The following is a 20,526-nucleotide window of genomic DNA, read 5'->3' as shown; positions in this document are numbered from 1 at the left end:
GGAGGCGTGATCAGCAACCCTGACGACGAGCGCCTGGTGGAGCTGGCCGACGACGACGATCTGGTGGTGTTGCCCGACCAGACGCGCGACGAATCCGAGCTCGGCTGGGGCGATTACCCCTCAGATGACGACGACGCCCGCCTCCTGGAGGACCGGCCGCCGCACTGGTGACGGACTCCGCCGGGGCGGCGGGTCCGCCGAGACGACAGGAGCCCTTGGCCCGCGACGCGGGCCAAGGGCTCTTTTTCATGTGGGGGCGGGGCCGGCTCTCGGCCGGCGGTTGCTCGGGGGCGCCCCCGTCGCGTCGGGTGCGGGCTCAGGGATGGACCGGCAGGCCCAGGCCAAGCAGGAACCCGGCGACGGCCACCAGCGTCAGCGCGAGCATGAGTCGGCGGCTGCGCGGGGTACGTCGCGGCGCCGGCGCGGAGACGCGCATTCGGGCCACGGGTTCGGCGATACGCGGCGGGTACGGCGTGTCGAGCTTCATGCGGTCAATCGGTTGGTCATGCCCCCATTGTTAACCACCGAAACCGCATTTGTCCGGCGAATGTTGATCCCCGGTCGTTCCGCAGGTCAGACGCGATGATCGGACGCGACGGGCCGTGGCGCGCCGGCCGGTCCGATGCGGTGTTCGGACGTGATGGGCCGTGGCGCGTGGTCCGGTCGGACGCAGTGATCGGACGCGACGGGCGGTGGGGCGTGGTCCGGTCGGACGCGGTGATCGGACGCGGCGGGCGGTGGGGTGCGGGCCGGTCAGACGCGGCGGGCGGTGGCGGCGATCGTCAGGTCCGACAGCGCCGCACGCGCCTCGGCGGTGAGCGGCGCGCTCGTGAGCGCGCCGGACGCCTCGTCGGCGTACCGGTCGATCATCCGCTCGCAGGCGTCCAGCGCACCGGTCTCCACGATGATCGCCCGGAGCCGTTCGACCCCGTCGGCGTCGAGCCCGGGGTCGCCCAGCAGCCGCTCCACCGTCTCGGCCTGCGCCGGAGCGGAGCGTTCGAGGGTCAGCGCGATCAGGACGGTGCGCTTGCCCTCGCGCAGGTCGTCACCCGCGGGCTTGCCGGTCTCGGCCGGATCCCCGAAGACGCCCAGGACGTCGTCGCGTAGCTGGAAGGCGATGCCCAGCGGCATGCCGTACGCCGACAGGGCGGCCGTCTCCCCGGATCCGGCCAGCGCCGCCCCGAGCTGCAGCGGCCGTTCGATGGTGTACTTGGCGGCCTTGAACCGGACCACCTGGAGGGCCGCCTCGACCATGGCCCGCGGATCGACGCCGCACCCTCGGGCCTGCCCGACCAGGTCGAGGTACTGCCCGCACATGACCTCGGTGCGCATGACGTCGAAGACGGGCCGCCCACGCCGCAGCGCGTCCTCCGGAAGGCCGCTGCCCTGGAACATCTCGTCGCTCCAGGTCAGGCACACGTCGCCGAGGAGGATCGCCGCGCCCGCGCCGAACGCCTCGGCCGAACCACGCCACCCCGACGCGGCGTGCAGCGCCTCGAACCGGCGGTGCGCGGAGGGCTGACCGCGCCTCGTGTCGCTGCCGTCCATGACGTCGTCGTGGATCAGCGCGCTGGCCTGCAGGAGCTCGAGCGAGGCCGCCGCGGCGAAGATCTCCGGGCAGTCCCCGCCGCCGGAGCCGCGCCAGCCCCAGTAGCAGAACGCGGGACGCAGCCGCTTGCCACCCGCGAGCAGCGCGTCGAGCGCCGTCACCATGGGCGCCAGGTCGTCACCGAGAGTGCTCAGCATGGGGCGCTGCCGGTCGACGAAGGCATGCAGCGCCGCGTCGACCTCCTTGCGTACGCGACTGGGGGCCATGAAGTCGAGACTAGTGGTCCTCGAGGCTCGCCCCGTTACGCTGGTCTGCATGACCTTCGCTCGCCCCACGATCCGGGAAGTGCTCGCCGCGGGCGAGCCGACCTTCTCGTTCGAGTTCTTTCCCCCCAAGACTGAGCAGGGCGCCCGCAATCTGTGGCAGGCGATCCGCCGCCTCGAGGTGCTGCGTCCCACGTTCGTCTCGGTGACGTACGGCGCCGGTGGCGGCACCCGCGACCGGACCGTCGAGATCGTCGAGCGGATCGCGATGGACACGACCCTCACCCCGGTCGCGCACTTCACGGCCGTGAACCACTCGATCCGTGAGCTGCGGCAGCTGGTCGGCCGGTTCGCCGCCGTCGGCGTCCGGGACCTGCTGGCGCTGCGCGGCGACCCGCCCGGCGACCCGATGGGGGAGTGGGTCAAGCACCCCGAGGGCGTGGAGTACGCCGAGGACGTCGTCCGGCTGATCAAGTCGTCGGGCGACTTCAGCGTCGGGGTCGCCGCGTTCCCGTACAAGCACCCGCGGTCGCGGGACATCGAGAGCGACACCCAGTACTTCGTGCGGAAGTGCCAGGCCGGCGCCGACTACGCGATCACGCAGATGTTCTTCCAGGCCGAGGACTATTTGCGGCTGCGCGACCGCGTCGCCGCGCGCGGCTGTGACGTGCCGATCATCCCGGGCATCATGCCGGTGACCCAGCTGAGCACGATCGAGCGGTCCGAGCAGCTGTCCGGTGCTCCGTTCCCGCGGGAGCTGGCCGAGCGGTTCGAGGCCGTCGGCGACGATCCGGAGGCGGTGCGCCGGCTCGGGATCGAGCAGGCGGCGGAGCTGTGCCGGCGTCTGCTGGCCGAGGGCGCGCCGGGCATCCACTTCATCACGTTCAACAAGTCGACCGCGACGCGCGAGGTCTATGACCGCCTGGAGCTCAGCGGGAGCCGCGCGCCCATGACCGCGTAGAGCGGGCCGCCGCCCGGAAACCGGAAAGCGGTGAGCAGGTCCGTCAGGCCGAGCGAGCGGTACAGGTTCCGGGCGGGCGTCTCGGCGTCCAGCGTGGAGAGCACGACGGTGCGCTCCGGGCGGTCCGCGCACAGCGTGGTGATCAGGCGACGGCCGAGCCCCTGGCCCTGGCTGTCGGGATGGACGTGGAGCTCGGCGACCTCGAACGTGTCACTCATCCACGCGCGGGCGTGCTCCGGGCCGCCCACCTCGGCGAGCGCGGCGTGGACGACGTCGTGCCACCACTGGCCGGGCTCGCCGTGAAAGCCGTACGCGAAACCGGCCACGTCGCGCCGGCGCCCGGCCACGAACGCCCGGAAGCCGGGGTACGCGGCGTGGCGCTCCATGATGGTGCGCCGGCCCGGCATCTGGTCGACGGGCGGCTCCATCGCCGCGGCGTACGTCGCCAGCATCGCGTCGAGCCTCCGGAAGAAGCCGCGCCGGTCGATCTCCCGTATCTGCGGGGTGGTCTCCCGCCGGGCTCCGAAAGCTGATTTCACGTAGCTCACTTTGGTAGATAAGGCGGGACTTTTGACAGTGCGTCGTAAATGTCCCACAGAATCTGGGCGGCCGCCTGTTTGAGACGACCGCGCTCCGTCTCCAGTTCACGCTGCCAGGTGCGCGCGGCGGGCCCCACCCAGGCGTCGCCGACCGTGCGGATCGGCGGGTCCAGCGCCGCCTCGAGCGAGTGGGCACTCGCGTACGCGCGCTCGTACGCGGCGAACAACTCGACGTACGCCGGATTCGGCTGCTGCGCCGGATCGCCCGGCGACGCGGCCGTCGCCGTCGGCGGTCGTACGGTGGCCGGCGCGGGCGGATAAGCACTCATGGACCCTCCTCAGTCGGAGAGATGACCAGAGGCGCTGTGCCCATGCTGCGCTCGCTCATGCGTCCTCCTTCATCGGAGGGGCGACCGGAGGCGCTGTGCTCATGATTCGCTCGCTGCGCTCGCTCATGTGTCCCTCCCGGCGTCGGCCTCGGGCGCCGGATGAGCGGCGCCCGCGGCCCGGCCCGGCGCGCCGTCGGTCACCGCGCCGTGGCCGCCCGCCGCCGCGTGATGGGCGAGGTCGTGGCCGGCGGCGGTGTGACCGGCCGCCGCGTGCGGGGCCGTCGGATCGGCGGGCGTCGTATGGGCGGGCGTCATATGGGCGGCGAGCGCCTGCAGCACCATGGATCCGGGGTGGGCCGCGAGCGCCCGGTGTACGGCCTCGGAGTGGCGCGCGTGCAGCTCGGCCGCCGCCTCCGGGTCCGCCGCCGCGGGACGGATCATCGCCTCGTGCGGAGGGTCCGGTGTTGGGATCCGGTGCCCCGGTGGCGCCGCGACCAGGTGCGCCAACCCGATGTGCCCGAGGGCGACCTTCGCGCGCCGGTCGAGCCCGGCGTGCTCCAGCAGGCGGACCGCGTCGTCGTGCACGCCCTTTCGGGTCGCCTCCTCGAGGAGCTCGCGCAGCCACTTCTCGGACATTCGCAGGTGATGGCTGGCGAGGCCCAGCGACTCCCGGACCGCCGCCAGACGCGCCTGGCGACCGAGCGCGGCACCGATCAGATCGGCGGCGCCGGCCGGGCCGAGGCGTGCGTAGAGGCCCTTGGCGTAGTCCGGGTCGTCGGCGTCGGCGGTCAGCCGCTTCCAGACGGCGACCGGGATCGGGCGGCCGGCCGCCAACGCCGCGTGGATCGCGGCGGCGTCGGCGGACCCCGCTCTGGTCGCGGCGTGCGCGTCGGGGAAATGGCCGACGGAGTGTCCCGCCCCGGCCGTCGTGGTACCGCCCGAGCGGTCGCCGAGGTGGCCGGTGCCGACCCGCGGCATGTCGGCGGCGCCCTTGCTCAGGTGGGCGATCGCGTAGCTTCGCCGCCGGCTGAGCATCCCCGGTTGGGCGCGGGCCCAGCTCTCCACCGCCGCCGCCTGATGCAGACCGGTACGCGGGACGCTCGGGGGCAGCGCGGCGTTCGTGCGCAGCCAGGCGGTGATGGCGTTCGACGCACTCGTCATCTGCTGGATGAGCCGAGCCATCGCGGCGGTGTCGATGCCGACGAAATTCTTGTCGCGTGCCGCACTGGCGCGCAGACCGTCCTGTCCAGCCATGGGGCACCCGCTCCGGAGAGTGCGCTTGAGCCTCAGGTGACCGTTGTATCACCGCCTTTCGGCGGTTGTCCCCGGTGACGCGTGCACGATCGGGTCACGGACCGTCCAGGTCCGGTCACGGCGGAGCGATGGACGAGGGCTTCGGGACGGCGGCGATCAGTCGACGTCGGTGGGCGTGCCGCCGGTGAGGCGGAGCAACTCCTCGTACGAGGTGGGGAAGATGGTGTGCGGATGCCCGGCCGCCGCCCAGACGACGTCGTGCTTGGCCAGCCACGTGTCGACCAGGGTCCGGACCGGCTCCGGGTGCCCGAGGGGCGCCACCCCGCCGATGGGCTGTCCCGTCGCCGCCCGGACGAACTCCGGGTCCGCCCGCTTGATCTTCGCCGCGCCGATCCGCTGGGCCAGCGCGGTCGTGTCAACGCGATGCGCGCCGCTGGTGAGGACGAGGAGGGGCTCGCCGTCGGCGGCGAAGATGAGGCTGTTGGCGATGGCGCCGACGTCGCAGCCGAGCTGAGCCGCGGCCGCGACCGCGGTGGGCGCGGCCTCGGGCAGTTCGCGGACCTCTCCGGTGGCGCCCAGTTCACGCAGGCGGGCGGCGACGTGTTCGACGTTGGGATGCATGGCAGCACCTTACGGCCCGGGGTGACGAGGGGGGTAAGGGGTTTCGAACTGCGGAGACACACCTATTCGAACACGTTGACGAATGGAGTCGTGGCCGCTTTACTGAGATGCATGCTCGAACCTGTGTTCGAGTGCGGCGTGGGACTCGCGGCCCGCGCCGAGGGGATCGTCTCGCGGGCAGCGCGATGCCGGGCGGGATGCGACGGCCGGGCGGGGCGAGGGGAAGCGCTTCGCCCGGCTCCCCCTGGGCCCTCGGGCCCGCCGAGCGGAAGGAGGCATGTCATGTCCGCAAGGTCGTCCACTGCCGTCCCACTGCATCCGACACCCCGGCGCAGGCCCGCCGCATCGGCGATGTCACTCCTCCAGACAGCGCGCCGCGGGCTGATCGAGGCCGCCGAGTCGGCCGCCCCGGCGCTGCGCTACGTCGCGGCGCACCTCGCGGCGCTCCGCGCCGCCGCCGCCGTGCTCGCCGAGCGAGCCGACCCCGGATCCCGGACGCGCGGCAGGCCGCGCAGCGTCTGGGTACTGCTGCCCGAGGCCGAGCCCGCGCTGCGCGAGTGGGCGGCGTTCTTCGCCGCCGGCGCCGACAAGCGCGCCGCCGCGGAGGCCGGCCTGCCACGGGCGGTCACCGCGGACGAGGCCGACGAACTGCTGCACGACGCGGAGATCTTCGTGTCGCTCGTCGAGACCACCCTCGGCGTCCCGGGCCAGCCCATGCTGCCCGCCGCCGGCTGAGACCGTTCCAGAGAGGGGCTCCGCACGCGGAGCCCCGGTCGACGCCCGCGGGTCCCGCCGCTGACCTCCCCCCGAAGCGGCGGGCCCCGCGGCGTCCCCACCTCGCGCCCCCGACACCGCCGTCGTGCAGCGCCACCCCCGTCCTGCACCGCCGCTCCGTCGTCCCGGTGAGCCACCGTGTCCGGCGACGCTCATCCGCGACTCCGGCGGGCCGACGGGCGGCGACGGTGTCCGTACACGGCCGGCCGGATGGCGGACCGAATGCTCGGTGATCACAGGGACGAACCAGGTTGAACGTCGTATCCCGACTGTGGTGGAGGCGCCTTCACCGAGCTCTCCGCTCGTCCGTGCTGGCGGGTACCTGGGTGCGGCGCGCCTCGGATGACGAGCCGAATGCTCGGGGTCGGGGGGACCGGATCGACTTGAACTCCGCATCCCGCATGTGATGCGGCGGCCTTTGCCGAGCGTTCCACCTGTCGGCGTGGCTGCGCGGAACTGGGGGCGTTCGTCCGGCCGATAGGGGAGCGGCCGTACGGCGGCGCGGCGGTGGCATCACCTGAGCACTTGAGCGCGCACAGATCACTGGCGGGTGCTTCTCCTAGGGCGCAGTCAATGCCAGTGATCAAGGCGCCTCGATGCCTCGTGCGATGTGCGCCGAATGCTCGGCGACCGTGGTACTGCGGTGCGGTGACGTCGCCTCAATACGTGCCGATCACTGGCGGGTGCTGCTGCTAGGGCGCGGGCAATGTCGGTGATCATGGACGGGCGACTCGCGTCGATGGCGGCTGGGCCGCGCCGGGTCGGCCGCGACTTCGGTGGGGGCATGGGGGCCAGTGGCCGACCGCGGGTGGGGCGGTGACGGGCGTGGTCGGCTCTGGCCTGACGGGCGGCGACGGGTGCGCCGACCGTCGGTGCCTTGGTCACTTGTGGATGCTGCTGCTACGAGCGGCCAATGCCTACCGGCGGCTGATGCCTACGAGTGGCCGATGCGGGTGATCAAGGGTGGGCCGTGGCGGACGCTTGGCGGGGCCTTCGGGTGGGTTGTCGTATGAAGAAACCCGCCCGGTGGGGTACCGGACGGGCTCCGTCACGACGCATGGCTCATGCGGCAGCCCGGAGGGGCCGCATGATCCGGGAGGTGGATCAGAACGCTTCGACCGCGCGGCGTGCCTCAGGGTCGAGGACGCCCCAGCCGATGAGTTCCTCTGTGAGCTCCGTCGGTGACTTGTCGTAGATCACCGCCAGCGAACGCAGGTCCTCCTGCCGGATGGACAGGACCTTTCCGTTGTAGTCGCCCCGCTGGCTCTGGATCGTCGCGGCGTAACGGGCGAGGGGACCGGCCTTGTCCTTCGGAAGCTGCTGGAGTCGCTCGAGGTCGATCACGAGCTTGGGCGTCGGGCCCAGAGGGCTCGGCGCGGCTCCGCCCGGGAGCAACTCGGACACCGGCACGCCATAGAACTCGGCGAGCTCGGCCAGCTTCTGAACGGTGACGGCGCGGTCGCCCCGCTCGTACGAACCCACGACGACGGCCTTCCAGCGGCCACGGGATTTCTCCTCCACGCCATGCAGGGACAGGCCCTGCTGGGTGCGGATGGCGCGAAGCCTCGCGCCGAGAGCCTTTGCGTATTCAGACGGCATCGTGCGGCCCCCAGGCTCACTTTCTCGTCGTCGATATGGCCCCGGGAGGGGGACCCGGACGGGTGGTTCCCGCCTGCCCCGAGACGGGTGTGCCGGTGGGGCGCACTCTCAGCCGGCCGGGGGGCCGACTGCCCGAGGGGTCCATCTCCTGGGATGGTTACGGACAGTGACGGTAAAACGGGTAGCGCTCCAGGTCAAGCTGATTGGAAAAAAGCGGCGAAACAGTCGGCGTCCGCGGGGGCTCCGAAGAGGGGCTCGGAGAGCGCGAAAACCCTTGCGCACCGGGGCTCGCGGGGCCTGGTGACCACGCGTCGCGCGGGTCGCCGACCGCCGGGTAAAAGCTTGCCATACCCACGGCCCGGCGTCCGGCGGCTCGCTTGCGCAGCGTCGTCACCAGCGTAAACGTGCTGGTCCCGGTGTCAGGGGCAGAGTACCGGGGCTGCTAACGTGAGAGCGCCCGACGTCCTTTAAGACCCGTCCAGAGAGGCGGGAAAGGAGGTTATCGAGGTGAGTGCTGCCTCCGTGCCCGCGCACGGACCGTCACCCGATAGTGATGTGAGTCACAAGACCGTTCTCGAGGCCCCCGACATCCGGCGGGCGCTCACCCGGATCGCCCACGAGATCCTCGAACGCACCAAGGGCGGCCGCGACATCGTCCTGCTCGGGATCCCGACACGCGGGGTCACGCTGGCCGCCCGCCTGGCCGGGCGGATCGCCGAGGTCGAGGGCGAGCCCGTTCCGCAGGGCTCCCTCGACGTGACGATGTACCGCGACGATCTGCGCATGCGCCCCGCCCGCGCCCTCGGCCGCACCGAGCTCCCGCCCGAAGGCGTCGACGACCGCGTCGTCGTCCTGGTCGACGACGTCCTCTTCTCCGGCCGCACCGTACGGGCGGCCCTCGACGCGCTGAACGACCTCGGCCGCCCGCGCGCCGTGCAACTCGCCACGCTGGTCGACCGCGGCCACCGGGAGCTGCCCATCCGCGCCGACTACGTCGGCAAGAACCTTCCGACCAGCACCCTCGAGAAGGTCAAGGTGCTGCTCGCCGAGACCGACGGCCGGGACGCCGTCGTGCTGGAGGTCCCCAAGTGAAGCGCCACCTGATCTCGGCGGCCGATCTCACCCGGGACGACGCGCTGCTCATCCTCGACACCGCCGAGGAGCTCTCGCGGATCGCCGACCGCCCGATCAAGAAGCTGCCCACGCTGCGCGGGCGCACCGTCGTCAACCTCTTCTTCGAGGACTCCACGCGGACGCGGATCTCGTTCGAGGCGGCCGCCAAGCGGCTGTCGGCGGACGTCATCAACTTCTCCGCCAAGGGCTCCAGCGTGTCCAAGGGGGAGAGCCTCAAGGACACCGCGCTCACCCTGGAGGCGATGGGCGCCGACGGTGTCGTCATCCGCCACAACGCCTCCGGCGCGCCGCACCGGCTCGCCGGCTGGGTGCGCGGCAGCGTCGTGAACGCCGGTGACGGCACGCACGAGCACCCGACCCAGGCGCTGCTGGACGCCTACACGATGCGGCGGCGGCTCGGCGACCTCGACGGGCGCCGGATCACGATCGTCGGCGACATCCTGCACAGCCGGGTGGCGCGTTCCAACGTGCTGCTGCTCAACACGCTCGGCGCGCAGGTCACGCTGGTCGCGCCGCCCACGCTGTTCCCCGTCTCGGTGGACACCTGGCCGTGCGAGGTCGCGTACGACTTCGACGCCGTGCTGCCCAAGAGCGACGTCGTGATGATGCTGCGGGTCCAGCAGGAGCGGATGAGCGCCGCGTACTTCCCGACCGTCCGCGAGTACAGCCGGCGGTACGGCCTGGACGCCCGCCGCCTGGCCGCCCTTCCGGACCACGCGATCGTCATGCACCCCGGTCCGATGAACCGCGGCGTCGAGATCGCCGCGGAGGTGGCCGACTCGCCGCGCTCGACCATCGTGGAGCAGGTCGCCAACGGCGTGACCGTCCGGATGGCCGTGCTGTACCTCCTCCTCGGCGGTTCGGAGCCGGCGATCGGCGGCGACGCGGCGCGTTCCGGCGCCGTCTCGCCCAACGGGGACGCGAAACGCGGCGGCGACGCATCGAGAAGGGAAGACGCGTGATGTACCTCATCAAGGGCGCGCGGATCCTCGGCGGAGCGCCCGCCGACATCCTGGTCCGCGACGGCGTCGTCGCCGAGGTCGGCTCCGGCCTGACGGCGCCGGACGCCACGGTGGTCGACGCCGACGGCCTCATCGCGCTGCCGGGCCTGGTCGACCTGCACACCCACCTCCGCGAGCCCGGCCGGGAGGACGCCGAGACGGTCGAGAGCGGCACTCGGGCCGCGGCGGCCGGCGGCTACACCGCCGTGCACGCCATGGCCAACACCGAGCCGGTGGCCGACACGGCCGGCGTCGTCGAGCAGGTCTGGCGGCTGGGCCGGGAGGCCGGCCACTGCGACGTCCACCCGGTCGGCGCCGTCACCCGCGGCCTGGAGGGCGAGCGTCTCGCCGAGCTGGGCGCGATGGCCGACTCGGCCGCGCGGGTCCGGGTGTTCTCCGACGACGGGCACTGCGTGTCCGACGCGGTGCTGATGCGCCGCGCGCTGGAGTACGTCAAGGCGTTCGACGGCGTGGTCGCCCAGCACGCCCAGGAGCCGCGGCTCACCGAGCAGGCGCAGATGAACGAGGGCGAGGTCTCCGGGCGGCTCGGCCTGGCAGGCTGGCCCGCCGTCGCCGAAGAGGCGATCATCTCCCGCGACTGCCTGCTCGCCGCGCACGTCGGGTCCCGGTTGCACGTCTGCCACGTCTCGACCGCGGGCTCCGTGGAGATCATCCGGTGGGCGAAGAGCAAGGGCTGGCGGGTCACTGCCGAGGTCACCCCGCACCACCTGCTGCTGACCGACGAGCTCGCCGAGACGTACGACCCCGTCTACAAGGTGAACCCGCCGCTGCGCACCAAGGCCGACGTCGAGGCGCTGCGCGAGGCGCTCGCCGACGGCACGATCGACTGCGTCGCCACCGACCACGCCCCGCACCCGGCCGAGGCCAAGGAGACCGAGTGGGCCCCGGCCGCGATGGGCATGATCGGGCTGGAGACGGCCCTGTCTGTGGTGCAGGAGGCCATGGTCGAGACCGGCCTGCTCGACTGGGCCGGCGTCGCGGACCGCATGTCGGTCCGTCCCGCGAGCATCGGCCGCCTCAGCGGCCAGGGCCGCCCGATCGAGGTCGGCGCCCCGGCGAACCTGACGCTGTACGACCCGGCCGTGCGCACGGCCGTCGACCCGACCGGATTCGTCTCCAAGAGCCGGAACACGCCGTTCGCCGGGCTCGAGCTGCCGGGCCGGGTGCGGGCGACGTTCCTGCGCGGCCGCCCCACCGTTCTGGAAGGGAAACCGAATTGAATCGCGCGACCAAACCGGCGCTGCTCGTCCTGGAGGACGGCCGGACCTTCCACGGCACCGCGTACGGCGCCGAGGGCGAGGCGTTCGGGGAGATCGTCTTCAACACCGGCATGACGGGCTACCAGGAGACGCTGACCGACCCGTCGTACCACCGGCAGATCGTCACGATGACCGCGCCGCACATCGGCAACACCGGCGTCAACGACGAGGACCCCGAGTCCGGCCGCGTCCAGGTCGCCGGGTACGTCGTCCGCGAGCCCTCCCGGGTCGTCTCGAACTGGCGGGCACGCCGCTCGCTCGACGACGAGCTGCGCGCGTACGGCGTCGTCGGCATCGCGATCAACGGCACCCGGGCGCTCACCCGCCATCTGCGGGACAAGGGCGCCATGCGGGCCGGGGTGAGCACCGTCGAGACCGACCCGCAGGCGCTCCTGGAGCGCGTGCTGGACAGCCCCGACATGATCGGCGCCGACCTGGCCCGCGTCGTGTCCACGCCCGAGCCGTACGTCGTGCGGCCCGAGGGCGAGGTGCGGCACCGGGTCGCGGCGATCGACCTGGGCATCAAGGCGATGACGCCCCGGCGTATGGCCGAGCGCGGCTGCGAGGTGCACGTCCTGCCCGCGACCGTGACCGCCGAGGAGATCCTCGCCCTCGAGCCGGACGGGGTCTTCTACAGCAACGGGCCGGGCGACCCCGCCGCCTGCGACTACGCGGTCGAGTCGATGCGCGGGGTGCTCGACACCGGCACGCCGGTGTTCGGGATCTGCCTCGGCAACCAGATGCTGGGCCGCGCGCTCGGCCTGGGCACGTACAAGCTGCGCTTCGGCCACCGCGGCGTGAACCAGCCGGTGCAGGACCGCGCGAACGGCCGGGTGCACATCACCAGCCACAACCACGGCTTCGCGGTGGAGGCGCCCCTCGACGGCCCGTTCGACACGCCGTACGGCCGCGCCGAGGTCAGCCACGTGGACCTCAACGACGGCGTCGTCGAGGGGCTGCGGCTGCTCGACCGTCCCGCGTTCAGCGTGCAGTACCACCCGGAGGCGGCTCCGGGCCCGCACGACGCCACCGGCCTGTTCGACCGGTTCTGCGACCTCATGGAACGCCCATGAGCGAGCGCAGCGAGCGAATCATGAACACAGCACCTTGGGTCTCTCCTCCGACGAAGGAGGGCCCATGACCGATGTCTCCGGCCACGAGGCGGACCACGCCTCCGACACCGCGTCCCACGGCCACGTGCCCGTCGACCCGAACGACGCCGTCGTACGGGCCCGGCCCCCGACACCGCTGGCCCTCATCCTCACCACCGTCGCCGCCGCCCTGACCGTGCTGGCCCTCGTGGCCGTCGCGGTCGCGTCCGGACAGGGAACCTGATGCCCCGCCGTACCGACCTGAAATCCGTCCTCGTCATCGGCTCGGGCCCGATCGTCATCGGCCAGGCCGCCGAGTTCGACTACTCCGGCACGCAGGCGTGCCGAATCCTCAAGTCCGAGGGCCTGCGCGTGGCCCTCGTCAACAGCAACCCCGCGACGATCATGACCGACCCGGAGATCGCCGACGCGACGTACGTCGAGCCGATCACCCCGGACACCGTCGAGAAGGTCATCGCCAAGGAGCGCCCCGACGCGCTGCTGCCCACGCTGGGCGGCCAGACCGCCCTCAACACCGCCGTGGCGCTGCACGAGTCCGGCGTCCTCGAGCGGTACGGCGTCGAGCTGATCGGCGCCAACGTCGACGCCATCCAGGCGGGGGAGAACCGCGAGCGGTTCAAGAAGATCGTCGCCGACATCGGCGCCGAGTCCGCGGCGAGCGTGATCTGCCACTCGATGGACGACTGCCTCGCCGCGGCCGGCACGCTCGGCTACCCGATGGTCGTGCGCCCGTCCTTCACGATGGGCGGCGCCGGGTCCGGCATGGCCTACGACGAGAAGGACCTGCGCCGCATCGCCGGCGCGGGCCTGGCCGCCAGCCCGACCAGCGAGGTGCTCCTGGAGGAGTCGATCCTCGGCTGGAAGGAGTTCGAGCTGGAGCTGATGCGCGACCGGCACGACAACGTCGTGGTCGTCTGCTCCATCGAGAACGTCGACCCGATGGGAGTGCACACCGGTGACTCGATCACCGTCGCGCCGGCCCTGACGCTCACCGACCGGGAGTACCAGCGGATGCGCGACGTCGCCATCGACGTCATCCGCGCCGTGGGCGTCGACACCGGCGGGTGCAACATCCAGTTCGCGATCGACCCGCAGACGGGCCGCATGATCGTGATCGAGATGAACCCGCGCGTGTCGCGGTCCAGCGCGCTGGCGTCGAAGGCGACCGGCTTCCCGATCGCGAAGATCGCGGCGAAGCTCGCCGTCGGGTACACCCTCGACGAGATCCGCAACGACATCACCCGCGAGACGCCCGCCAGCTTCGAGCCGAGCCTCGACTACGTCGTGGTGAAGGCGCCGCGGTTCGCGTTCGAGAAGTTCCCCGCGGCCGACAAGACGCTCACGACCCACATGAAGTCGGTCGGCGAGGCCATGGCGATCGGCCGGTCCTTCCCCGAGGCGCTGCAGAAGGCCCTCAGGTCGCTGGAGAAGTCCGGCAGCTCCTTCTCCTGGGCCCCGAGCCCCGAGGCGCTCTCCGAGGACGAGCGGGCCGCGCGGAAGGCCGAGCTGATCGAGAGCGCCCGCCGGCCGCACGACGGGCGGCTGCGCGCCGTCCAGCAGGCGATGCGCGTCGGAGCGACCGTCGAGGAGCTGTACGAGGCGACCCGGATCGACCCGTGGTTCCTCGATCAGATCGCGGCGCTCGACGAGGTCGCCGCCCCTCTCGCCGAGGACCAGCTCGACCCGGAGGCGCTGCGTGAGGCGAAGCGGCACGGCTTCTCCGACGAGCAGATCGCCGAGATCCGCGGCACCTCCGCCGAGGTCGTCCGCGAGCTGCGGCAGGCCCTGGGCATCCGGCCCGTCTACCTGACCGTCGACACCTGCGCCGCCGAGTTCGAGGCCCGCACGCCGTACCTCTACTCGACCTACGACGAGGAGACCGAGGTGCCCGTGGGCGACAAGCCCAAGGTGATCATCCTCGGCAGCGGGCCGAACCGCATCGGGCAGGGCATCGAGTTCGACTACAGCTGCGTGCACGCCTCGTTCACGCTGGCCGAGGCCGGCTACGAGACCGTCATGGTCAACTGCAACCCCGAGACCGTCTCGACCGACTACGACACCTCCGGCCGGCTGTACTTCGAGCCGCTCACCCTGGAGGACGTCCTGGAGGTCGTGCACGCCGAGCAGGAGACCGGCGAGGTCGCCGGCGTGATCGTGCAGCTCGGCGGGCAGACGCCGCTGGGGCTGGCGCAGAAGCTGAAGGACGCCGGGGTGCCGGTCGTCGGCACCTCGCCGGAGAGCATCCACCTCGCCGAGGAGCGCGGCGCGTTCGGGCAGGTCCTCGCCCGCGCGGACCTGCCCGCGCCCAAGCACGGCACCGCCACCACGTACGAGGAGGCGGCGGCGATCGCCGCCGAGATCGGGTACCCGGTGCTGGTACGGCCGTCGTACGTCCTCGGCGGGCGCGGCATGGAGATCGTCTACGACGAGGACACGCTGAAGGACTACATCGAGCGCGCCGGCGGCGGGCAGTGGAACCCCGAGCACCCCGTGCTCGTCGACCGGTTCCTCGACGAGGCCATCGAGATCGACGTCGACGCGCTGTACGACGGCGAGGAGCTCTACCTCGGAGGCGTCATGGAGCACATCGAGGAGGCCGGCATCCACTCCGGCGACTCCGCGTGCGCGCTGCCGCCGATCACGCTCGGCCGCGAGGACATCGACCGCATCCGCACCTCCACCGAGGCCCTCGCCCGCGAGATCGGCGTGCGCGGCCTGATGAACGTCCAGTACGCCCTCTCCGCGGGCGTCCTGTACGTCCTGGAGGCCAACCCGCGCGCCTCACGTACGGTGCCGTTCGTCTCCAAGGCCACCGCCGTGCCGCTGGCCAAGGCGGCGGCCCGCGTGATGATGGGCGAGAGCATCGCGCGGCTCCGCGCCGAGGGCGTGCTGCCCGCCACCGGCGACGGCGGGCGGCTCCCGCTCGACGCGCCGATCTCGGTCAAGGAGGCGGTGCTGCCGTTCGACCGCTTCCGCACCCCCGAGGGCGTCGGCGTCGACACCATCCTCGGCCCGGAGATGCGCTCCACCGGCGAGGTCATGGGCATCGACACGGTCTTCGGCACGGCGTACGCCAAGTCGCAGATCTCGGTGTACGGCTCGCTGCCCACCAAGGGCCGGGCGTTCGTCTCCGTCGCGAACCGCGACAAGCGAGCCATGATCTTCCCGGTGAAGCGGCTCGCGGACCTCGGATTCGAGATCCTGGCCACCGAGGGGACGGCGGAAGTCCTGCGGCGCAACGGCGTGCGTGCCAAGATCGTGCGTAAGCACAGCGCCGGCCCCGGGCCGGACGGCGAGCCGACGATCGTGCGGCGCATCCTCGACGGTGAGGTCGACCTCATCGTGAACACCCCGTTCGGCAGCCCGGGGCAGTCCGGGCCGCGTCTCGACGGGTACGAGATCCGCACCGCCGCGGTCCTGCGCGGCGTCCCCTGCCTCACCACGGTGCAGGCGCTCGGCGCGGCCGTCCAGGGCATCGAGGCGACCGCCGCGGGCGTCATCGGGGTCCGGTCGCTGCAGGAGCACGCCCAGCACCTCTGGGGTGGCGAGGAGGACAGTTGACCGACTCACCGGTCGCACCGGTACAGGTGCCCGGAACGGTCCTGACGGTCCGGCGGACCGGGGCCTACCACGCGATGACGCTGGTGGCCCCGGGCATCGCCGAACGCTTCCGGCCTGGGCAGTTCGTCGCCCTGGCCGTCGGCGGCGATCGGTCGAGCATGCTGACGCGGCGGTGTTTCTTCGTCCGCGAGGTCAAGCCCGACTACGGCGGCACCGTCGAGATCGTCTTCGCGGTACGGGGCGCCGGCACCGAGTGGCTGGCCGCGCTCCGGCCGCGTGACATCCTCGACGTCGCCGGCCCGCTCGGCCGCCCCTTCCCGCTGCCGCGCCACCCCGTGCGCTGCGTCCTCATCGGCGAGGGGCAATCGGGGGCGGTGCTCTTCCCCCTCGCCGCCGTGCTCCGCCAGCGCGACTGCGCCGTCCACTTCGTGCTGGGCGGCGCCGAGTCCGACCACGTCTACGGCACGCGCGCGGCGCGCCGCGTCGGCGAGTCGACGTCCGTCGTCACCGAGGACGGCTCGCTCGGTCACCGGGGCCGTCCCGAGGACCTTTTGGCGGCCGTGGTCGAGGAGGTCGGCGCCGAGGTGCTGTACGCCTGTGGCCCGACCGAGACGCTGCGCGCGGTGTCCCGGATCGCCGTGCGCTACGACCTGCCCGTGCAGGTCGCGGTCGAGGAGCCCATGTCCTGCGGCGTCGGCGTCTGCCAGGCCTGCGTGCTCCCGGTCATCGACGACGAGGGCGTCACGCACATGGCGCGCTCGTGCGTGGAGGGCCCGGTGTTCCGCGGTGAGCGGGTGCGCTGGGACGACCTCGGCACGATTCCGTTCGACGCCTACGGCGCCCCCCGCTCGGTGCTCCCCGGAAGCCCCACATGACCGAGCGAAGCGAGGGAATCGGTGAGCACAGCATCTTGATCATGAGACCGACGAAGGAGGTCTCATGATCGATCTGGAGACCAGCCTCGGCGGCCTCACGCTGCCGAACCCGGTGCTGACCGCGGCCGGCTGCGGCGGGACCGGCCGCGAATTGGGCCGTTTCTTCGACGTCGGCCGGCTCGGCGCGCTCGTGACGCCGTCCATCACCCCGCAGCCGCGCGCCGGCCGCCCCGCCCCCCGGCTCACCGAGACCCCCTCCGGCGTCCTGAACGCCGCCGGGCTGCAGGGCCCGGGGATCGAGACGTTCCTGCGGCACGACCTGCCCTGGCTCGCCGAGCGGGAGGCCCGCGTCGTCGTGTCGATCGCCGGCGGCAGCGTGGGGGAGTACGCCGAGGTGGCCCGCCGGCTCGGCGACGCGCCCGGCGTCGCGGCCGTGGAGATCAACCTCTCCTGCCCCAACGTCGAGGACCGCGGGTCGATGTTCGCGGCCCACCCGTCGGCCGCCGGCCGCCTCGTCCGCGCGGTGCGCGTGAGCACGCCGCGCCGCCTCCCCGTGGTCGCCAAGCTGTCGGCCGACGTCACCGACATCGTCGGCGTCGCCATGGCGTGCGCCGACGCCGGAGCGGACGGCCTGTCGATGATCAACACGCTGCACGGCATGGCCATCGACACGACCACCCTCCGCCCCCGGCTCGCCGGCATCACCGGCGAACTGTCCGGACCGGCGATCCGCCCCGTGGCGGTCCGCTGCGTCTACCAGGTGCACGCCGCCCTGCCGGAGGTGCCCATCGTCGGGATCGGCGGGATCCGGACCGGCCTGGACGTCCTGGAGTTCGTCCTGGCGGGCGCCTCGGCCGTCGCCGTGGGCACGGCCACCCTGCACGACCCGTCGGCGTGCGTACGCATCCTGCGCGAGCTCGAGGGGGCGTTGAAGGAGCGCGGCATCGACCGGCTCGCCGACCTCGTGGGGCTCGCCCACAAACCGGCGGGGAGCCTCCACCGCCGCATCGACCCGAACGTCGGCCTGGCGGTCGCCGGGGACACCGCCGGCGCGGGCTCTACCGAGCCGATCGAACAGGAGACCACCCAGTGAACACCGCTCCCATCGCCGTCGCGCTCGACGCGGCGGACCTCGAGACCGCCGCGCGCTGGGCCGCGCTGGTCACCCCGCACGTCAGCACGGTCAAGGTCGGCCTGGAGCTCTACCTGCGCTACGGCCCCGACGTCGTCGCCAGCGTCCGCGGCGCCAGCGGCGTCCAGGTCTTCCTCGACCTGAAGCTGCACGACATCCCGGCGACCGTCGCGGGCGCCGCGCACGCGGTGTCCCGCCTCAAGCCGGCGTACCTCACCGTGCATGCCGGCGGCGGCGCCGCCATGATCCGCGCGGCCGTCGAGGCGGCCCCGCAGACCAAGATCGCGGCCGTCACGGTCCTCACGTCGCTGTCAGAGGCCGATCTGGACGCGCTGGGACTGGGCGGCTCGGCCTCCGACGTCGTGCGCCGCATGGCCGCTCTGGCGGTCGGAGCCGGCGCCCAGGCGCTGGTGTGCTCCCCCCGCGAGGTCGCGGACGTCCGGGCGGAGGTCGGGCCCGACATCACGCTCATCACGCCGGGCGTACGGCCCGCGGGCAGCGCGACGCAGGACCAGGCGCGGGTCGCCACCCCGGAGGAGGCCCTCGCGGCCGGAGCCGACCTTCTCGTCATCGGGCGGCCCATCACCGGCGCCCCGGACCCGGGCGCCGCGGCGGCGGGCATCGCGGCGGCGCTCCGCCGCACCGGCGCCGCCTGACCGCTCCGACTTTGCCGGGCCGCACGCGTCCCGCGCCGGCGCTCCACGGGCCTTACGTGTGTCCGCCGGTCGTCCGCCATCCGGCCTTTCGCGGGCCGCACATGGTCCGTGCCGGCCCTTCGCGGGCCGTACGCGGCCCGCGCCGACCCTCCGCGACCCGCTCGTGGTCCGTGCTGGCGTTTCGTGGGCCGTAGGGGCTCGCGCCGGTCCTTCGTGGGCCGTAGGGGGTTCGAGCCGGCCCTTCGCGGGTTGTATGCGGTCCGCGCCGGCCAACCGCCATCGGGCGGGGATCGCCCGGCCGCACGCGGGCCGCACAGGGCCGGCGTACGGCCCCGGCGTTCCGAGGGGCGCTCAGAACGCCCGGCCCCCGTACACGGCCCGTAGGAGTCGGCGTGAGCCCCTGTGAGGCCCGGGAGCGGTGTCGCGCTGTTCGGGCCCCACGCGTCCCCAGAGAGGCGCTGGGGGCCGGTATGGGCCACCCAGGGCCCCGGCCGCCACGGGCAACGCGTCTCCGGGGGGAGTGTTGGGGGCCGCGTTGGGCCGCCCGCCGTACGCGCCTCCAGGGGCCGGCGTGGGCCGTCCGCCGTTTGGTGCCGTGGGCGGGGTCCGGCGGGTCGGAGGCGCGGGATCGCGCCGTCCCGAACGGTGTGGGCGATCCGGGGGCACCGGGCGGTCCGGGGGCGCTTGACTGGCCCGTTTTCCGCTCGCAAGAAACGCCAGGCCGTCGTACGGTTCGGGGTGTAAGAACCCCCTACTTTCAATACAGTGAGTGATGAGGACACCGCATAGAGTGACATCGGTAACTTAAAACCGGGCTATATGGCCTTTCACGTTGCTTTATGGGCCCCGAACTCGCTAGGTTCCCAAGCCGTCCGACTCAATCGAGTGGAAACACGAGGTGACCCGGCGTGGCGCTTCCGCCCCTAACCCCTGAACAGCGCGCCGCAGCCCTGGAAAAGGCTGCAAAGGCTCGCAAAGAGCGTGCCGAGGTCAAAGACCGGCTCAAGCACGGGGGTACCTCCCTCGCTGAGGTTCTCAAGGATGGGCAGGCCGACGATGTCATCGGCAAGATGAAGGTGTCGGCTCTGCTGGAGTCCCTGCCTGGCGTCGGCAAGGTCCGTGCCAAGCAGATCATGGAGCGGCTCGGTATCGCCGAGTCCCGCCGCGTGCGGGGTCTCGGTGCCAACCAGCGCGCCGCTCTCGAGCGTGAGTTCGGCGGCGGTGGAAATCGCTGACCGAGCCGCGGACGGGCGCGGCGGGCAGACCGCCGCGGCCGGCTCCGCCATCCCCATGGCGGGCGGCTCCATCCCGTCCAGGCGCCTGACGGTCCTCTCCGGACCGTCCGGCGTCGGCAAGAGCACGGTCGTCGCCGAGATCCGGCGGGCCCACCCGGAGGTGTGGCTGTCGGTCTCGGTGACAACTCGTGCCCCTCGTCCTGGCGAGGTCCACGGTGTGCACTACTTCTTCGTCGACGGAGCCGAGTTCGATCGGCTCGTCGGCGAGGGGGAACTGCTCGAGTGGGCCGAGTTCGCGGGAAATCGGTACGGCACGCCGCGCCGCGCGGTGCTTGAGCACCTCGAAGCCGGCGTGCCGGTCCTGCTCGAGATCGACCTGCAGGGCGCCCGTCAGGTGCACGTGGCCATGCCGGAGGCGCTGTTCGTGTTCCTCGCGCCGCCGTCCTGGGACGAGCTGGTCCGCCGCCTGGTCGGCCGTGGCACGGAGCCCGCCGAGGTGATCGAACGCCGCCTCGAGGCCGCCCGCATCGAACTGGCGGCCGAGAAGGAGTTCGACGTCACGCTCGTCAACACGTCCGTCCAGGACGTCTGCGCCGAGCTGGTAGCCTTGCTGGCTGCACAACCACCGAACTCCGACTAGCGGAAGGCGCA

The 20,526-nt window shown here is 72.5% G+C and carries 20 protein-coding genes and 1 pseudogene; 14 read left to right on the top strand and 7 right to left on the bottom strand.

Going from position 1 to position 20,526, the window contains the following annotated elements; genetic code table 11:
* Positions 1-6: 6 nt before the first annotated feature.
* Positions 7-171, top strand: a complete 165-nt coding sequence (locus tag AB0L00_RS34035) for a hypothetical protein (protein ID WP_345358450.1) — start codon at positions 7-9, stop codon at positions 169-171.
* Between the two features lie 145 nt (positions 172-316).
* Here AB0L00_RS34035 and AB0L00_RS34030 read toward each other — a convergent pair whose 3' ends face one another.
* On the bottom strand, positions 317-487 hold the full coding sequence (locus tag AB0L00_RS34030; protein WP_364441287.1) for a hypothetical protein: 171 nt from the start codon (positions 485-487) through the stop codon (positions 317-319).
* A gap of 266 nt (positions 488-753) precedes the next feature.
* A complete protein-coding gene (locus AB0L00_RS34025) occupies positions 754-1,815 on the bottom strand; it encodes a polyprenyl synthetase family protein (RefSeq protein ID WP_364441286.1) in 1,062 nt (353 codons plus the stop codon).
* Between the two features lie 49 nt (positions 1,816-1,864).
* Here AB0L00_RS34025 and metF point away from each other — a divergent pair, with 49 nt between their 5' ends.
* Entirely contained in the window at positions 1,865-2,773 is a 909-nt protein-coding gene (gene metF / locus AB0L00_RS34020) for a methylenetetrahydrofolate reductase [NAD(P)H] (RefSeq protein ID WP_364441285.1), read from the top strand.
* On the opposite strand, the gene AB0L00_RS34015 is transcribed toward metF, so the two are convergent.
* The 4 genes from AB0L00_RS34015 to AB0L00_RS34000 form a co-directional block, all read right to left on the bottom strand.
* On the bottom strand, positions 2,725-3,312 hold the full coding sequence (locus AB0L00_RS34015; protein ID WP_364441284.1) for a GNAT family N-acetyltransferase: 588 nt from the start codon (positions 3,310-3,312) through the stop codon (positions 2,725-2,727). The genes metF and AB0L00_RS34015 overlap by 49 nt on opposite strands.
* Before the next feature lie 5 nt (positions 3,313-3,317).
* Positions 3,318-3,641, bottom strand: coding sequence for a hypothetical protein (locus tag AB0L00_RS34010; protein ID WP_364441283.1), 324 nt, complete (start codon positions 3,639-3,641; stop codon positions 3,318-3,320).
* A 123-nt stretch (positions 3,642-3,764) separates the two neighbouring features.
* Positions 3,765-4,895, bottom strand: a complete 1,131-nt coding sequence (locus tag AB0L00_RS34005; protein ID WP_364441282.1) for a hypothetical protein — start codon at positions 4,893-4,895, stop codon at positions 3,765-3,767.
* A 156-nt stretch (positions 4,896-5,051) separates the two neighbouring features.
* Complete coding sequence (locus AB0L00_RS34000; RefSeq protein WP_345358119.1) at positions 5,052-5,516, bottom strand: YbaK/EbsC family protein; 465 nt, start codon at positions 5,514-5,516, stop codon at positions 5,052-5,054.
* Between the two features lie 282 nt (positions 5,517-5,798).
* Between AB0L00_RS34000 and AB0L00_RS33995 the strand changes: the two genes are divergently transcribed.
* Positions 5,799-6,251, top strand: a complete 453-nt coding sequence (locus tag AB0L00_RS33995) for an SAV_6107 family HEPN domain-containing protein (RefSeq protein ID WP_364398058.1) — start codon at positions 5,799-5,801, stop codon at positions 6,249-6,251.
* A 1,143-nt stretch (positions 6,252-7,394) separates the two neighbouring features.
* Here AB0L00_RS33995 and AB0L00_RS33990 read toward each other — a convergent pair.
* Positions 7,395-7,889, bottom strand: coding sequence for a transcriptional regulator (locus AB0L00_RS33990; protein WP_252782932.1), 495 nt, complete (start codon positions 7,887-7,889; stop codon positions 7,395-7,397).
* Positions 7,890-8,444: 555 nt separating this feature from the next.
* Between AB0L00_RS33990 and pyrR the strand changes: the two genes are divergently transcribed.
* The 11 genes and pseudogenes from pyrR to gmk all read left to right on the top strand — a co-directional run bounded on the left by pyrR (position 8,445) and on the right by gmk (position 20,515).
* A complete protein-coding gene (pyrR, locus tag AB0L00_RS33985) occupies positions 8,445-8,981 on the top strand; it encodes a bifunctional pyr operon transcriptional regulator/uracil phosphoribosyltransferase PyrR (protein ID WP_364441281.1) in 537 nt (178 codons plus the stop codon).
* A pseudogene (locus tag AB0L00_RS33980) lies at positions 8,978-9,886 on the top strand (aspartate carbamoyltransferase catalytic subunit); the annotation flags it as partial. The gene pyrR and the pseudogene AB0L00_RS33980, both read left to right, overlap by 4 nt.
* 98 nt (positions 9,887-9,984) lie before the next feature.
* Positions 9,985-11,265, top strand: coding sequence for a dihydroorotase (locus tag AB0L00_RS33975; protein WP_364441406.1), 1,281 nt, complete (start codon positions 9,985-9,987; stop codon positions 11,263-11,265).
* Positions 11,262-12,377: a glutamine-hydrolyzing carbamoyl-phosphate synthase small subunit gene (gene carA / locus AB0L00_RS33970; protein ID WP_364441279.1), complete on the top strand. Its 1,116-nt coding sequence runs from the start codon at positions 11,262-11,264 to the stop codon at positions 12,375-12,377. The genes AB0L00_RS33975 and carA overlap by 4 nt, the downstream gene beginning before the upstream one ends.
* A gap of 64 nt (positions 12,378-12,441) precedes the next feature.
* Positions 12,442-12,639, top strand: a complete 198-nt coding sequence (locus tag AB0L00_RS33965; protein ID WP_252799881.1) for a hypothetical protein — start codon at positions 12,442-12,444, stop codon at positions 12,637-12,639.
* Positions 12,639-15,977 carry a carbamoyl-phosphate synthase large subunit gene (carB, locus tag AB0L00_RS33960; protein ID WP_364441278.1) on the top strand — a complete coding sequence of 1,113 codons (3,339 nt, stop codon included), beginning with the start codon at positions 12,639-12,641 and terminating at the stop codon, positions 15,975-15,977. The genes AB0L00_RS33965 and carB overlap by 1 nt, the downstream gene beginning before the upstream one ends.
* Positions 15,974-16,852 (top strand): dihydroorotate dehydrogenase electron transfer subunit, encoded by an 879-nt coding sequence (locus AB0L00_RS33955; protein WP_364441277.1) that lies wholly within the window; start codon positions 15,974-15,976, stop codon positions 16,850-16,852. The genes carB and AB0L00_RS33955 overlap by 4 nt, the downstream gene beginning before the upstream one ends.
* Before the next feature lie 64 nt (positions 16,853-16,916).
* A complete protein-coding gene (locus AB0L00_RS33950) occupies positions 16,917-17,945 on the top strand; it encodes a dihydroorotate dehydrogenase (protein ID WP_364441275.1) in 1,029 nt (342 codons plus the stop codon).
* Positions 17,942-18,640: an orotidine-5'-phosphate decarboxylase gene (pyrF, locus tag AB0L00_RS33945; RefSeq protein WP_345358138.1), complete on the top strand. Its 699-nt coding sequence runs from the start codon at positions 17,942-17,944 to the stop codon at positions 18,638-18,640. The genes AB0L00_RS33950 and pyrF overlap by 4 nt, the downstream gene beginning before the upstream one ends.
* 908 nt (positions 18,641-19,548) lie before the next feature.
* Positions 19,549-19,875, top strand: coding sequence for an integration host factor, actinobacterial type (gene mihF / locus AB0L00_RS33940; RefSeq protein WP_252782942.1), 327 nt, complete (start codon positions 19,549-19,551; stop codon positions 19,873-19,875).
* A 55-nt stretch (positions 19,876-19,930) separates the two neighbouring features.
* Complete coding sequence (gene gmk / locus AB0L00_RS33935) at positions 19,931-20,515, top strand: guanylate kinase (RefSeq protein ID WP_364441405.1); 585 nt, start codon at positions 19,931-19,933, stop codon at positions 20,513-20,515.
* Positions 20,516-20,526: the final 11 nt, after the last annotated feature.

Source organism: Actinoallomurus sp. NPDC052308 (assembly GCF_040679195.1).
GTDB classification, from domain to species: Bacteria; Actinomycetota; Actinomycetes; order Streptosporangiales; family Streptosporangiaceae; genus Actinoallomurus; species Actinoallomurus liliacearum.
This window is presented reverse-complemented; position numbering and strand designations above follow the sequence as displayed.

Coding starts and splice junctions, on each gene's coding strand:
- AB0L00_RS34025 (WP_364441286.1), bottom strand. CDS start 1,815: ATGGCCCCCAGTCGCGTACGCAAGGAGGTCGACGCGGCGCTGCATGCC.
- carB (WP_364441278.1), top strand. CDS start 12,639: ATGCCCCGCCGTACCGACCTGAAATCCGTCCTCGTCATCGGCTCGGGC.
- AB0L00_RS33975 (WP_364441406.1), top strand. CDS start 9,985: ATGTACCTCATCAAGGGCGCGCGGATCCTCGGCGGAGCGCCCGCCGAC.
- AB0L00_RS33990 (WP_252782932.1), bottom strand. CDS start 7,889: ATGCCGTCTGAATACGCAAAGGCTCTCGGCGCGAGGCTTCGCGCCATC.
- AB0L00_RS34010 (WP_364441283.1), bottom strand. CDS start 3,641: ATGAGTGCTTATCCGCCCGCGCCGGCCACCGTACGACCGCCGACGGCG.
- AB0L00_RS34000 (WP_345358119.1), bottom strand. CDS start 5,516: ATGCATCCCAACGTCGAACACGTCGCCGCCCGCCTGCGTGAACTGGGC.
- gmk (WP_364441405.1), top strand. CDS start 19,931: ATGGCGGGCGGCTCCATCCCGTCCAGGCGCCTGACGGTCCTCTCCGGA.
- AB0L00_RS34005 (WP_364441282.1), bottom strand. CDS start 4,895: ATGGCTGGACAGGACGGTCTGCGCGCCAGTGCGGCACGCGACAAGAAT.
- AB0L00_RS33950 (WP_364441275.1), top strand. CDS start 16,917: ATGATCGATCTGGAGACCAGCCTCGGCGGCCTCACGCTGCCGAACCCG.
- AB0L00_RS33995 (WP_364398058.1), top strand. CDS start 5,799: ATGTCCGCAAGGTCGTCCACTGCCGTCCCACTGCATCCGACACCCCGG.
- AB0L00_RS33965 (WP_252799881.1), top strand. CDS start 12,442: ATGACCGATGTCTCCGGCCACGAGGCGGACCACGCCTCCGACACCGCG.
- metF (WP_364441285.1), top strand. CDS start 1,865: ATGACCTTCGCTCGCCCCACGATCCGGGAAGTGCTCGCCGCGGGCGAG.
- AB0L00_RS34030 (WP_364441287.1), bottom strand. CDS start 487: ATGAAGCTCGACACGCCGTACCCGCCGCGTATCGCCGAACCCGTGGCC.